General features: G+C 66.7%; 12 protein-coding genes. 4 read left to right on the top strand and 8 right to left on the bottom strand.

Annotated features, from left to right (window positions below; genetic code table 11):
- Positions 1–36 precede the first annotated feature (36 nt).
- From A7X12_RS24775 to cydX, 3 genes are read left to right on the top strand one after another with little or no spacing between them, the layout of a single operon-like run.
- Positions 37–1,626, top strand: a complete 1,590-nt coding sequence (locus A7X12_RS24775; RefSeq protein WP_064314077.1) for a cytochrome ubiquinol oxidase subunit I — start codon at positions 37–39, stop codon at positions 1,624–1,626.
- Between the two features lie 21 nt (positions 1,627–1,647).
- Positions 1,648–2,793, top strand: a complete 1,146-nt coding sequence (cydB, locus tag A7X12_RS24770) for a cytochrome d ubiquinol oxidase subunit II (RefSeq protein WP_064314076.1) — start codon at positions 1,648–1,650, stop codon at positions 2,791–2,793.
- An 11-nt stretch (positions 2,794–2,804) separates the two neighbouring features.
- The gene (cydX, locus tag A7X12_RS24765) at positions 2,805–2,921 is read left to right on the top strand and encodes a cytochrome bd-I oxidase subunit CydX (RefSeq protein WP_064314075.1); all 117 of its coding nucleotides are present in this window, start codon (positions 2,805–2,807) and stop codon (positions 2,919–2,921) included.
- 99 nt (positions 2,922–3,020) lie between these two features.
- Here the strand turns inward: cydX and A7X12_RS24760 are convergent, their stop codons facing one another.
- Entirely contained in the window at positions 3,021–3,179 is a 159-nt protein-coding gene (locus A7X12_RS24760) for a hypothetical protein (protein WP_157105721.1), read from the bottom strand.
- Between the two features lie 231 nt (positions 3,180–3,410).
- Between A7X12_RS24760 and A7X12_RS24755 the strand changes: the two genes are divergently transcribed.
- Positions 3,411–4,493, top strand: coding sequence for a mechanosensitive ion channel family protein (locus A7X12_RS24755; protein WP_084446097.1), 1,083 nt, complete (start codon positions 3,411–3,413; stop codon positions 4,491–4,493).
- A 140-nt stretch (positions 4,494–4,633) separates the two neighbouring features.
- Here the strand turns inward: A7X12_RS24755 and A7X12_RS24750 are convergent, their stop codons facing one another.
- The 7 genes from A7X12_RS24750 to paoA all read right to left on the bottom strand — a co-directional run bounded on the left by A7X12_RS24750 (position 4,634) and on the right by paoA (position 13,874).
- Entirely contained in the window at positions 4,634–6,043 is a 1,410-nt protein-coding gene (locus A7X12_RS24750) for an alpha,alpha-trehalose-phosphate synthase (UDP-forming) (protein WP_064314073.1), read from the bottom strand.
- Positions 6,040–7,833, bottom strand: a complete 1,794-nt coding sequence (locus tag A7X12_RS24745; protein WP_064314072.1) for a glycoside hydrolase family 15 protein — start codon at positions 7,831–7,833, stop codon at positions 6,040–6,042. The genes A7X12_RS24750 and A7X12_RS24745 overlap by 4 nt, the downstream gene beginning before the upstream one ends.
- On the bottom strand, positions 7,830–8,588 hold the full coding sequence (gene otsB / locus A7X12_RS24740) for a trehalose-phosphatase (protein WP_064314071.1): 759 nt from the start codon (positions 8,586–8,588) through the stop codon (positions 7,830–7,832). Before otsB ends, A7X12_RS24745 begins: the two co-directional genes overlap by 4 nt.
- Before the next feature lie 47 nt (positions 8,589–8,635).
- Positions 8,636–9,976 (bottom strand): chloride channel protein, encoded by a 1,341-nt coding sequence (locus A7X12_RS24735; protein WP_064314070.1) that lies wholly within the window; start codon positions 9,974–9,976, stop codon positions 8,636–8,638.
- 95 nt (positions 9,977–10,071) lie between these two features.
- Entirely contained in the window at positions 10,072–12,279 is a 2,208-nt protein-coding gene (gene paoC / locus A7X12_RS24730; RefSeq protein WP_064314069.1) for an aldehyde oxidoreductase molybdenum-binding subunit PaoC, read from the bottom strand.
- Between the two features lie 3 nt (positions 12,280–12,282).
- Entirely contained in the window at positions 12,283–13,233 is a 951-nt protein-coding gene (locus A7X12_RS24725; RefSeq protein WP_064314068.1) for an FAD binding domain-containing protein, read from the bottom strand.
- A complete protein-coding gene (gene paoA, locus A7X12_RS24720; RefSeq protein WP_064314067.1) occupies positions 13,230–13,874 on the bottom strand; it encodes an aldehyde dehydrogenase iron-sulfur subunit PaoA in 645 nt (214 codons plus the stop codon). Before paoA ends, A7X12_RS24725 begins: the two co-directional genes overlap by 4 nt.
- Between the last annotated feature and the right edge of the window lie 323 nt (positions 13,875–14,197).

Genomic DNA, 14,197 nt, shown 5'->3' with positions numbered 1-14,197 from the left:
GGCCGCCACCACCGGCTCTTTGCTGAGGACACAACTATGGATATGGCAGTCGTAGAGCTGTCGCGCCTGCAATTCGCGCTGACAGCGATGTACCACTTCCTGTTCGTGCCGTTGACGCTGGGCCTTTCGGTGATGCTCGTCATTACCGAAAGCGTCTATGTCGTCACCGATCGCCCGATCTGGAGGGACATCACCCGTTTCTGGGCCAAACTATTTGGCATCAACTTCGTCCTCGGTGTCGCGACCGGGCTGACGATGGAATTCGAATTCGGGACCAACTGGTCCTATTACTCGCATTATGTGGGTGACATTTTCGGGGCGCCGCTGGCGATCGAGGGCCTGATGGCCTTTTTCCTCGAAGCCACCTTCGTCGGCCTGATGTTCTTCGGCTGGGATCGCCTGTCGAAGCGCCAGCACCTGATGGTGACCTTCCTCACCGCGCTTGGCACCAATGTGTCCGCGCTGTGGATCCTCGTGGCGAACGGCTGGATGCAGCATCCGGCGGGCGCGGCGTTCAACGCTGATACGATGCGCATGGAAGTCACCGACTTCATGGCGGTGGTGTTCAATCCCGTCGCCCAGGCGAAGTTCGTCCATACGGTCAGCGCTGGCTATGTCTGCGCCAGTGTGTTCGTCCTCGGCATCTCGGCCTATTATCTGCTGCGTGGGCGCCATCTGGAACTGGCCAAGCGCAGCTTTGCGGTAGCGGCGGCGTTCGGCCTTGCGGCCTCGCTGTCGGTGGTCGTGCTCGGCGACGAGAGCGGCTACGCGCTGACCGACAACCAGAAGATGAAGCTCGCCGCGATCGAGGCCGAATGGCACACCGAAGCGGCACCGGCTGGCATCACTGTGGTAGGCTTCCCCTCCAATCAGGGCCGCGAGACCTATTTTCAGGTCAAGGTGCCCTATGTGCTCGGCCTGATCGGTACGCGTAGCCTGACCGGCCAGGTGGAAGGCATCTACCCGCTGGTGGGCAAGGCCCGGCTCCGCATCGAGAATGGCCTTACTGCCTATGATGCGCTGCAGACGCTGAAGACCGACCACAAGAACGTCGCCGCACGGGCGAAGTTCGAAGCCGCCAAGAACGATCTGGGCTATGCCTTGTTGCTCAAGCGCTGGGTCGCAGATCCGCGTCAGGCCACCGAAGCGCAGAAGGATCGGGCCGCCTGGTCGACCGTTCCCAACGTCCCGGCCGTGTTCTGGCTGTTCCGCGGCATGGCGGGTCTCGGCTTCTTCTTCATCGCCTTCTTCACCGCTGCGCTCTACTACGCCAATACGCGCCGCTTCCATCGCAAGTGGTTCCTGCGGACGGCGATGTGGATCATCCCGCTTCCCTGGGTCGCGATCGAATTCGGCTGGGTCGTAGCCGAAGTGGGGCGTCAGCCTTGGGCGGTCGACGGCGTGCTGCCGACGTTCCTGGCGACGTCGAGCCTGACGGTGCCGGCGCTCTGGACCACGATCATCGGCTTCACCGCGATCTATGGCTGCATGGCGATCATCGAACTGCGCCTGATGCTCTACAGCATCAAGCACGGGCCCGAGACCTACGAGCCCTGGAAACCCCGCCACGACCAGGTGCCTACGGTGCCCGATCCGCGGCCGCTCCACGCCGTTCCTGCGGAATGAGCGCGAGCAAGGAGAAAGAACATGTCCATCCCGCTCGATTATGAGATCCTGCGCCTCATCTGGTGGGCGCTGCTGGGAGTGCTGCTGATCGGCTTTTCACTGACCGACGGCTTCGACCTGGGAACGGCAGCATTGCTGCCGTTCGTGGGCCGCAATGATGAAGAGCGCCGCATGGTGATCAACACCGTCGGCCCGACCTGGGAAGGCAACCAGGTGTGGTTCATCCTGGGTGGCGGCGCCATCTTCGCCGCCTGGCCGTTCGTGTACGCGGTCAGCTTTTCGGGCTTCTACCTTGCGATGTTCCTGGTGCTGTCGGCGCTGATCCTGCGCCCGGTCGGCTTCAAGTATCGCTCCAAGCATGCCGATGCCGGCTGGCGGGCCCGCTGGGACTGGGCACTGTTCGTCGGCGGCTTCGTGCCGGCGCTGGTGTTCGGCGTCGCGGTGGGCAACGTGCTGCTCGGCGCGCCCTTCCGTCTCGATAGCGATCTGCGCTCCTTCTACGAAGGCACGCTGCTCGGCCTGTTCACGCCCTTCAGCCTGATCACCGGCCTGCTCTCGGTGGCGATGCTCGTGCTGCACGGCGCCGGCTGGCTCAGCCTGAAGGCCGAAGGCGTCGTGGTCGAGCGCGCGCAGCGCTTCGGCACCGTTGCGGCGGTCCTCGCGATCCTTCTGTTCGCGGTCGGTGGTGCGTTCGTTGCCTATGGGGACATGGGCTACCGGCTGGTCGGCGCGATCGATCCCAACGGTCCGTCCAATCCGCACCTGATCGCGACGGTGAAGGCGCCTGGCGCCTGGCTGGCGAACTACGGCACTTATCCGTGGATGCTGATCGCCCCGGTGCTCGGCTTCCTGGGTCCGGTTCTGGCACTGATCGGCATTCGTGGCCGAAAGGGCGCACTGGTGTTCGCGGGTTCGTCGATCGCCAATGTCGGCATCATCGCGACCGTCGGCCTGTCGATGTTCCCGTTCATCCTGCCGAGCTCGATCGACCCGGCCTCCAGCCTCACGGCGTGGAACGCCTCGTCGAGCCACCTCACGCTGTTCATCATGCTGGGCTGCGTGCTGGTCTTCCTGCCGATCGTGCTGGCCTACACCGCCTGGGTCTACAAGGTGATGTTCGGCCGCGTCACGGGGGAAGAGGTTCGCCTCAACCCCGACTTCTACTGAGGAGTACGACCATGTGGTATTTCGCGTGGATCCTGGGTGTCTGCCTGGCCGTGTCCGTCGCCGTCCTGAACGGTATCTGGCACGAGTTTCACTCGGACCCAGCCTCGGACCTGACGGTCCTCGATTGAAGATCAACGAAAAGGGGCGGCCGCATCGCGACCGCCCCACCTTTCCGGAAAGCCGGGCGATCCTGACAAGGGATCGTCCGGCCTTTTGCTTTCCGCCGACTACATCGGCTCTCCGGCAGCACGGCGCTCGAAGATCGCGGCGAGTTCGAGATGCAGCCGCTTATGGCGCTCATTGGGCGCGCGAGTCGCCCGATCGCGCTCCTGTTCGGCCCGGTTTCGAAAATGGTTGGCGAGGGGCGCCTCGTGCGGGATGGACATCGACCCGATCTCGTTCTGATATTGTGTTTGCTGCAATGCGAATGTCGTACGGATCGCCGTTCGGGGCCATTCCGTAGAAGTCACGGTGTGTGTCGCTGGGGGACGCGGCACTTGCATCCGCCGCAACGTAGCCACTGCTTGGCCAGGCCCCGCATCTCGATGCAGCAGTACCGGAACTCTCCGCCGGATGCTTCCGTTGGGTCGGCTTGGCCATAACGACAGGAGCATGATGTGGAGCGGTTGATCGCCGATCTTCCCGGCTGGGTGACGAGTATTGCGCTGATCTCGGCAGCGATCGCGGTAGCGCTGCTGGTCCATCGCCTCGCGGTCACTCTGGCGGCGCGTGCGGCGGCGCACACCAAGGGGCAGCTCGACGATATCGTCATCCGCCGTCTTTGCCGACCGGGGCGTTGGCTGCTGGTGGCGATCGCGCTTTCCTTCGTTCAGCCGGGGCTCGACCTGGGGGCGAGCGGGACCCGGGCCTGGGCGCAGGCCGCGGGCCTGCTGGTACCGGGCCTGATCGGCTGGATGCTCGTGGCGCTGCTCGGCGTCGTGTTCGACTGGGTGCTGCTGCGCGCGGACGTGACCGTCGCGGACAATCTCCGCGCGCGTCGGCGGCGGACTCGCGCCTCGATCCTGCACCGGATCGTGGTGTTCGTGATTCTCGCGATCACGTTCTGCCTGATGCTGATGAGCATCCCCAGCGTGCGCAGCATCGGTGTGACCCTGATCGCCTCCGCCGGCCTCGCCGCCCTGGCGGTGGGTGCCGCCGCCCAGCCCGCGCTCAAGAACCTCATCGCCGGTATTCAGATGGCGTTTTCCGAGCCGATCCGACTCGACGATGTCGTTATCGTGGAGGGGGAGTGGGGGCGGATCGAGGATATCCGCCTGACCTATGTCGTTGTCCGCCTGTGGGACGAGCGCCGGCTGGTTGTTCCGGTGTCGCAGTTCCTGGAGAAACCTTTCCAGAACTGGACGCGCGAGACCAGCCAGCTGCTCGGCAGCGTGTTCTGGTATCTCGATCCTGCCGCCGATATCCCCCGGCTGCGCGCCAAGCTGGAGGAACTGGTCCAGGCGAACCCCCGCTGGGACGGCCGTTTCTGCAACCTTCAGGTCACGGACACCAAGCCCGAGGCGATCGAGGTGCGCGGGCTGATGACGGCCAAGGATGCCTCGACCGCCTTCGACCTGCGCTGCGACATCCGCGAGGGGCTGCTCGCCTATATTCGCGCGGAGATGCCTGAGGCACTCGTCCGCAACCGTGGGCTGCTGGAGTTTAGGCCACCGCGCATGGAGAGCGACTCCTTATCCTAGAGTCGTCATCCCGGCGAAAGCCGGGATCCAGTCGCCGCTCGGCCGCAGCAGGAGCCTTGACGGAGACCCCAATGGATCCCGGCTTTCGCCGGGATGACGAAGCTTGGGGTCCGATCGGTTCCTGGCGCCGCGCCTCGGCATTACGCCTCGACCGGAAGCCGCGTCTCCGTCTCCATCGGCACGCTTCTGAGCTCGTCGGTGAACTTCTTGAGCCACCACATCACGTCCTGCTCGTCGACGCCGGCCTTCAGCGCCTGCCAGCGCTCAATCCGCTCTTCCAGCGACATGTTGAGCGCCTGGCAGATCGCGTCGGATACTTCCTCGGCGCTATAGGGATTGACCAGCAGCGCCTGCTCCATCTGGATCGCCGCGCCGGCGAATTTGGACAGGATCAGCACGCCCGGATCCTTGGGGTCCTGCGCCGCGACATATTCCTTGGCCACCAGGTTCATCCCGTCGCGCAAGGGCGTGACCAGGCCGATTTTCGCGGCGCGGTACACGCCCGCGAGCACGTCGCGCGGATAGCCCTGGTTGACGTAGCGCAGCGGCACCCAGTCGAGATCGGCATGCGCGCCGTTGATCTTGCCCGACAGGCCTTCCAGCGTGTTGCGGATGCGCTGATAGGTCTCCACCGTCGCCCGCGAGGGCGGCGCGATCTGGAGCAGATACACTTCCTTGCGCTGCTCAGGGTAGGTGGTGAGGAAGCGCTCGTATCCGAGGAACCGCTCCTCCAGCCCCTTGGAGTAATCGAGCCGGTCGACGCCGACGATCAGCGAGCGGCCGACCGAGCTGGTGCGCATCTGCTCGAACGTCTCGCGCGCGGAGTCGCTTTCGGCCAGCGCCGCGAACTCCTTGGCGTCGATCCCGATCGGGCAGGCGACCAGCTTCACGCTTTTCAAGCCGATGCGCAGCACGCCGTCGGGCTGGACCACCGCTTCCATCTCGGCGCGGGCGAAGTCGATGAAGCTCTCCATCCATTCCTGGGTGTGGAAGCCGATCACGTCATAGGCGAACAGCGTCTCGATCAGCTCGTGCGCCTTGGGCAGGCTGGAGAGCAGGCGGCGCGGCGGCCAGGGGATGTGGAGGAAGAAGCCGATCCGGTTCTTGCAACCGCGACGGCGCAATTCCTGGCCGAGCGGGAACATGTGATAGTCCTGCACCCAGACGACGTCGTCCGGCTCGATCAAGGGCCGCACGGTCTCGGCGAAGCGCTCGTTGACGCGCTGATAGCCGCCCGCGAAGCCGCGCTCATATTCGGCGAGGTCGATGCGGTAGTGAAAGAGCGGCCACAGCGTGCGGTTCGCATAGCCGTTATAATATTCGTCGATGTCCTGCTCTTCGAGGTCGACCGTGGCGGTGGTCACCCCCTCATTGCGCTGCATGCTGATCTGGCCGGTGAACTGGTCGGTCTGCTCGCCGGACCAGCCGAACCAGATGCCGCCATTTTCGCGCAGCGCCGCGGCGAGCGCCACGGCCAGACCCCCTTGGGCGCCGGAGTTGGAGCCGTTGGGCGCGGTGACGCGGTTCGAGATGACGATAAGGCGGCTCAACGGATCGAACTCCAGGGTTTGCTCAGCAGGACGGCACAATTGATCATGCCGACCAGCGAGTAGGTCTGGGGATAATTGCCCCACAATTCCCCGGTCACGGGGTCGATGTCCTCGGAGAGCAGGCCGGCGGCGGTGCGCCGGGTGAGCATCTCGTCGAACAGGGCGCGCGCTTCGTCGGTGCGGCCGGTGATGTGCAGCGCTTCGATCAACCAGAACGTACAGAAGTTGAAGGCGGTTTCGGGCAGGCCGAAATCATCCTCGGTATCGTAGCGCAGCATGGTCGAGCCGCGGCGCAGGCCCGCTTCCACCGCCTTCAGCGTCGAGACGAAGCGGGGATCGTCGGGCGCCAGGAATCGCATCTCCAGCAGCTGGAGCAGGCTGGCGTCGAGATCGTCGCCCGAGAAGGTGGCGGAGAAGCGGTCGGTCTCCTCGCGCCAGGCCTTGTCGAAGATCGTCGTGCGGATCGTGTCGGCGCGATTCTGCCAGAAGTCGCGGCGCTCCTCGAGGCCCAGAACATGCGCGGCATTGGCGAGCCGGTCGCACGCCGCCCAGCACATCGCCACCGAATAGGTGTGGACGCTTTGGCGCGTCCGCAGCTCCCACAGCCCGGCATCGGGGGAGTCGTGATATTGCCAGGCGCGTTCGCCGACGCGCTCCAGCGACTCGAAGTCCTCGACGCTGGCGATGCGATAGAGCCGCTGGTCGAAGAAGGCCTGGACGTTGGACAGGACGATCTGGCCATAGGCGTCGTGCTGGACCTGCTCATAGGCTTGGTTGCCCACGCGCACCGGGCCCATGCCGCGATAGCCGGCAAGGTCGGGCGCCTCGCGCTCCATCAGCGTCGGCTCGCCCAGCACGCCGTACAGCGGCTGGATATGGCCGCCGCGCGGCTCGGCGCGGGCATCGTCGACGATGTTGCGCAGATAGCCGAGATAGGTCTCCAGCACGTCGAGCGCGCCCAGCCGGTTGAGCGCCTGCACCGTGTAATAGGCGTCGCGGATCCAGCAGTAGCGATAGTCCCAGTTGCGCTGCGAGCCGGCATGTTCGGGGATCGACGTGGTGAGCGCGGCGACGATCGCGCCGGTCTCCTCGTGCTGGCACAGCTTGAGGGTAATGGCTGAGCGGATCACCACCTCCTGCCATTCTAGCGGGATGTTGAGCCCGCGCACCCAATGCTGCCACTCGGCGATGCTGTTGAGCAGCATGTCGTCGACCGTCTCGGCAACGTCGCCGCTGAAGCTCTCGTCCGGTCCTAGGAAGAAGTGCAGCGGCTTCTCGACGCGAAACACGCGCTCTTCTTCCACCATCCCGACCGGCGCGGTGGTGGTGAGGCGCAGCGTCATCGGCTCGACAAGATAGCGGAGATGGTTGGAGCCGCCGATGCGGGTTTTGCAGCCCTTGCCCCAGCCGCAGGTGGGGCGCAGCTTCACGCGGATGCGCGGGCTGCCCGCCACCGGCTTGACGATGCGGGCGAAGGAGACCGGGCGATACACGCGGCCGAGGCGCGAGAAGCGCGGGCAGAAATCGGTGACTTCGATCGCGTTGCCGGCCGCATCGGTGTGGCGGCTGACCAGGATCGGGGTGTTGCGCAGATAATGCTGCTCGACCGAGACGACGCCTTCGAGGGCGATGTCCCAATAGCCGGCATCCGGTTCCTCGCCGCCGACCAGCGCCGAGAAGAGCGGGTCGCCGTCGACGCGGGGCACGCAGCCCCAGACGAAGCGTCCGCTGCGATCGATCAGCGCGCTGACCTGGCAATTGCCGATCGGCCAGAGATCGAGATTGGTCATGCATGGACTCCGGCGGCAGTGGTGAGCCAGGCAAGCACGCCGGACACGTCGTCGATGCGGTAGCGGGCATCGGTGGGGCGGGGATCGCCGACCAGCACGCCCGCGCCGCCGAGCAGCGCGACCGCGGAGAAGCCGGGCTCGTCGGTCACGTCGTCGCCCAGGAAGACGGGGCGGCCGGCGGCGAAGCGCGGGTCGGCCATCAGCGTGCGGATTGCGCTGCCCTTGTCGCCGCCCGCGGTGCGGACCTCGACCATCATCTTGCCGTGCTGGAGATAGAGGCCGTGCTCGGCGGCGAGTTGTTCGCCCAGCGCCATGGCGTCGGCTTCGAGCGCCGGGTTCAGCCGGTAATGGACGGCGGCGCCCAGCGGCTTGTCTTCGAGGATCGCGCCGTCGTTGCTCTCGGTGAAGGCGCGCATCGCGTCCAGCGCCGCAACTAGCCCGGCGGGGCGCTCGGCCTGTTCGCGGCGACCATCGGACCAGCGGAATTCCATGCCGTGGCTGCCCACGACGGAGGGCGCACGCTCGCCGAACAGGTCCGCCAGATCCCCGGCCGGGCGGCCGCTGACCAGTGCCAGCCGGCCGTCGAGCTTTTCTTCCAGCGCACGGATCAGGTCGACCAGCACGGGCGCGACCACCACGCCGTCCGGGCGGTCGGCGAGTTCAACCAGTGTCCCGTCGAAATCGAGGAACAGGCTGGCAGTATCGAGCAGATCCGCCGGGGGCGGCATCAGCAGAACGGGGTCCCGGTCGGGCATGCAACTCCTCATCGGGGCACCAGCAGATGGGCGCCTCCACAGGATCGTTACGCGCGCGGGACCGATCCGTTCCCCGATTGGTCGGATTCATGCTGCACCTGCGTGGTGCCGAAGCGCAGCGACAGGCCGTGGTACAGCCGTTCCTTCGAGACGATCTGCGCGGTGAAGTCGGCGATCAGCGCGGCGGCGAGCAGCGGCAGCATCAGCCCGCGGCTGGCGGTGGTTTCGGCGATGATGATTACCGCGGTCAGCGGCGCGCGGACGACGCCGGTGAAATAGGCGACCATGCCCAGCAGCACGATCGTCCCGCCCGGCGCGGTGAGGAACATCGGCCGCACGAGATCGCCGACGCCCGCGCCCACCGAAAGCGAGGGCGCGAAGATGCCGCCGGGGATGCCGGCGATGGCGGTGGCGAGCGTCGTCGCGAACTTGGCCGGGGCGTACCACCAGGGGATCGCGCCGTTGGTGATGGCGCTGCGCGCGGCGTCATAGCCGGTGCCCCAGGTTAGCCCGGTGGTCACGCCCAGCACCGCCACGACCAGCCCGCAGGCCGCGGCGAAGAGGAGCTTGTGGCGCCGCACCGCGGTCAGCGGCCGCCAGTCCGATCCGCCCGCCGCGAGCATCAGTCGCGCGAACAGCCCGCCGGCGAGGCCGCCGACCACGCCCGCGACGGGCGCGGCGAGGATCGCCTGGCGCAGCGGCAGCGTGTCGCGCATCGCGCCGAAATAGACATAGTCGCCGGCGATGCCGAGGCTGGTCATGCCCGCGATCAGCACCGCGGCCATCACCAGCACCGCCATGCGCTGCTCATAGGCGGCGGCGAGTTCCTCGATCGCGAAAGCGACGCCCGCGAGTGGCGTGTTGAACGCTGCCGCGACCCCCGCCGCGCCGCCGGCGATGAACACCGAGGCGCGGATCGGCACCCGCGCGAGCCGGTGCGCATAGCCCATGATCGCGGCGGCGACCTGCACCGTCGGCCCCTCGCGGCCGGTCGAGGCGCCGACCAGCACCGCGCCGATGGTGAGCACCAGCTTCAGTACTACCGTCTTGGCGGAGGTCAGGCTGGTCATCGCGTCGTCGGGGTCGCGCGTCGCTGCCATCACCTGCGGAATGCCCGAGCCGGTGGCGTCGGGGGCAAAGCGGCGGGTGGCCCAGGCAAACAGCGCGAAGCCAGCGGGGGTGAGGAGGAGGGGGAGCCACCACCAGGTCTTTTCAAGGCTGGTAAATCGCCGCGCGGCCCAGTCAGCGGCTTCCGCGAAACCGAAGGCGACGACGCCAACGACGATCGCACCGCCCAGAAAGGCGACGCGGCGCCGCCAGATCTGCGCGGTGGGGCCATGCCGGCGCACGATCGCGCGGACGCGGCGGGTGGTCCGGTGGTGGTCCATGCACTCCCTCAGCCTGACCCCCGTCGCGGGCGCTGTAGCGAGGGAGGGAGGGGAGCGCTACCCCAAGATCCTCCCCGGCACGGGGAGGATCTAGATCACACGAACGCCGGCATCCCCGGCAGCAGCTTGTCCAGCGTCACCGGATAGTCTCGCACCCGCACGCCGCAGGCATTGTGGATGGCGTTCGCCACCGCCGCGCCGACGCCGCACAGGCCGAGCTCGCCCACGCCCTTCGCTTTCATCGGCGAGGTGGTGGGATCGGTCTCGTCGAGGAAGATCACTTCCTGGTGCGGGATGTCGGCATGGACCGGCACCTCGTAGCCGGCGAGGTCGTGGTTGACGAAGAAGCCGAAGCGCTTGTCGACCGCGAGTTCTTCCATCAGCGCCGAGCCGACGCCCATCGTCATCGCGCCGATCACCTGGCTGCGCGCCGACTTGGGGTTGAGGATCCGCCCCGCCGCACACACCGCGAGCATCCGGCGCACCCGTACCTCGGCGGTCGCGGCATCCACCGCGACTTCGACGAAATGCGCGCCGAAGGTCGATTGCTGGTACTTCTTGGCGAGGTCGCCATAGTCCATATAGTCCTCGGCGACGAGCTCGCCGCCCTTGGCCGCATCGGCCAGCGCGACGCTGCGATTGCCTGCGCGGACCTTGCCGTCTTCGAACACCACGTCAGCCGAGTTGAAGCCGAGCGCCGCGGTCACCTTGTCGCGCAGCATCGCGCAGGCGGCATAGACGCCAGCGGTTGAGCTGTTGGCGCCCCATTGCCCGCCCGAGCCCGCCGAGGCCGGGAAGCTGGAATCGCCCAGCCGCACCACCACCGTCTCCAGCGGTACGCCCATCATCTCCGCCGCGGTCTGGGCGATGATGGTGTAGGTGCCGGTGCCGATGTCGGTCATGTCGGTCTCGACCGTGACCACGCCCTTGCCGTCGAGCCGCACCCGCGCGCCGGACTTGCCGTTGAGGTTGTTGCGGAATGCCGCGGCCATACCCATGCCGATCAGCCAGCGGCCCTCCCGGATGGCACCCGGCGCCTTGGCACGTTTGGCCCAGCCGAACTTGTCCGCGCCGATCCGCATGCACTGGATCAGCTGGCGCTGCGAGAAGGGGCGGTTGGCGGCTTCGGGATCGACCTGGGTGTCGTTGATCGCGCGGAATTCCACCGGGTCCATCCCCAGCTTCTCCGCCATCTCGTCCATCGCGATTTCGAGCGCCATCAGGCCCGGGGCCTCGCCCGGCGCGCGCATCGCATTGCCCTCGGGCAGGTCGAGCACCGCCAGCCGCATCGCGGTCAGCCGGTTCTCGCCGGCATAGAGCAGGCGGGTCTGGCTCACCGCCGTCTCGGGCCCGCCGCCGGGGAGGTCGCCCGACCAGCTCTCATGGCCGATCGCGGTGATCTTGCCGTCCTTGGTGGTGCCGATGCGGATGCGCTGGATCGTCGCGGGGCGATGGGTGGTGTTGTTGGCGATCAGCGGGCGCTGGAGCGACACCTTCACCGGCCGCCCCGCCGCCTTGGCGCCGAGCGCCGCAAGGATCGCATCGGTGCGGACGAACAGCTTGCCGCCGAACCCGCCACCGACATAGGGCGACATCAGCCGCACCTTCTCCTTGGGCAGGCCGAGCGTCCGCGCCACATCGCCCTTGCCCCAGTTGATCATCTGGTTCGAGGTCCAGAGCAGCAACTGGTCACCGTCCCATTTGGCGGTGGAGGCATGCGGCTCCATCATCGCGTGCGAATGATCGGGCGTGGTGTAGCGCGCGTCGAGCTGGACGGGCGCGCTTTTGAAGGCGCCGTCGAAATTGCCGACCTTGCTTTCCGCGGGACCGCCAAAGCCTTCCTTGGGCAGCGTCGCATTGCCCATCTCGGCTTCGAGATCGAACCGGCCCTTGCCGCGCGCATAGTCGACGCGGATCAGCGACGAGGCGGCGCGGGCCTGCTCGAAGGTCTCGGCCACCACCAGCGCGATCGCCTGGTGGTAATGTTCGATCTCGGGCCCGCCGAGCAGGTTGGCGGTATTGAAATTGCCCTTGGTCAGCTTGCCGGCATTTTCGGCGGTGACGATCGCGAGCACGCCCGGCGCGACCTTGGCAGCGCTGAGGTCCATGCCGGTGATCCGTCCCTTGGCGATCGCCGAGCCCAGCACATAGCCATAGGCCGCGCCGGGTGCGACATCGTGCCGCTCATAGGCATAGGGTGCGCGGCCGGTGGTTTTGAGCGGACCGTCGATCCGGTCGGTGGCCTTGCCGACCACCTTGAGGCGGTCGATCGGGTTGGTCGTGGCGGGGGTATCGAACTTCATGGCTCAGCCCCTTGCTTCGCTCAGCACCGCGGCGAGTGTGCGCTCGGCCAACTGGAGCTTGAATGCGTTGTCGTGCGTCGGCGTGGCGCCGGCAAAGGCGATCTTGGCAGTCGCGGCGGCACCCTTGGGGAGCGCGGCCTCGGCGGCTTCGACCCGCCACGGCTTGTGCGCCAGGCCGCCGAACGCGACGCGGCCGGTGCCGTCCTTCTGCACCACCGCCGCCACCGAGACGAGCGCGAAGGCATAAGACGCCCGGTCGCGCACCTTGTGGTAGAAATGCTTGCCGCCCAGCGGCTTGGGCAGGGTAACCGCGGTGATCAGCTCGCCGGTTTGCAGCGTGTTGTCGATGTGCGGCGTGTCGCCCGGCAGGCGGTGGAAGTCGGCGATGGCGATCTTGCGCGTGGCACCGTCCGGCTTCACCGTCTCGACGGTTGCATCGAGCAGGCGCATCGCGATGGCCATGTCGCCCGGATAGGTGGCGATGCACGCCTTGCTGGTGCCGATCACCGCGAGCTGGCGGCTGAATCCGCCGATCGCCGCGCAGCCGCTGCCGGGCTTGCGCTTGTTGCAAGGCTGGTTGGGGTCGTAGAAATAGGGGCAGCGGGTGCGCTGGAGCAGGTTGCCGGCGGTGGTCGCCTTGTTGCGCAGCTGGCCCGAGGCGCCCGCGACGATCGCGCGGGTCAGTACCGCATAGTCGCGGCGTACCCGCTTGTCGGCGGCGAGATCGGTGTTGCGGACCAGCGCGCCGATGCGAAGCCCGCCGTCCGACGTTTCCTCGATTCGATCGAGCGCGAGCTTGTTCACGTCGATCAGGTGCGCCGGCGTCTCGATCTCGAGCTTCATCAGGTCGAGCAGGTTGGTGCCGCCGGCGATGAACTTGGCGCCAGGGGTGTTGGCGGCGAGCGCGGCGGCGTCGGCTGGGCTGCTCGCGCGGGTATAGTGAAAAGCCTTCATGCCTGCCTCCGCCCCGCGGCTTCGCGGATCGCCTCGACGATGTTGGAATAGGCGCCGCAGCGGCAGATGTTGCCGCTCATCCGCTCGCGGATCTCCATTTCTGAGAAAGCGGGCGAGGCGGCGACGTCGGCGGCGACATGGCTCGGGATGCCGGCCTTGATCTCGTCGAGAACCGCCACCGCCGAGCAGATCTGCCCCGGCGTGCAATAGCCGCACTGATAGCCGTCATGCTTCACGAAGGCCGCCTGCATCGGGTGCAGGTCCTCGGGCGTGCCCAGGCCTTCGATCGTCGTGACGCTGTCGCCGTCGTGCATCACTGCCAGGCTGAGACAGCTGTTGATGCGGCGACCGTTGACGATCACGGTGCACGCACCGCACTGGCCATGATCGCAGCCCTTCTTGGTACCGGTGAGATGCAGGTGCTCGCGCAGTGCGTCGAGCAGCGTGGTGCGCGTGTCGACGGTCAACTCGGTCGGCTTGCCGTTTATCTTCAACTGCACGGGCAGGGTGGGGGGCGTCTCCATTGGGGCGCGGGGTTCCTTGTTGCTGGCGCCTGCGGGCAGAGCCGTCACGGCAGCGCAGGCTGCGCCGCTCGTCAGCAGTCCCCGTCGCGACACGCCGATATCGGCTGGACCATCCATGTTGACATCCCCTGTTTACCTGTTCCGACGCCTCATCGCGTGAGCGCCGGGCTTGTTCCGGCTGCCGCGTCGGCGCTGCCGCAATCGGCGTAAGCCTGTACCGGCTTGCATCCCATGCGGCAAATGCCCCGTAGGGAAGTGCGCGAACGTCTCACCATTGCATTATTGCAACACATGTGTGACGTTTTGTTTCTGTCCATGTCCAACCCATTGCTAAGCAGCCGTCGACGTGCAGACATGCGGCGATGCGAAGGCGCACGAAAGTTACGCCAGCTGCGGAGAAAATTACCAATAAAGGGGCTTTTGATGTCTTCTGCCTTTCG

The organism is Sphingomonas sp. TDK1, from assembly GCF_001650735.1.
GTDB lineage: Bacteria > Pseudomonadota > Alphaproteobacteria > Sphingomonadales > Sphingomonadaceae > Sphingomonas.
This window is presented reverse-complemented; position numbering and strand designations above follow the sequence as displayed.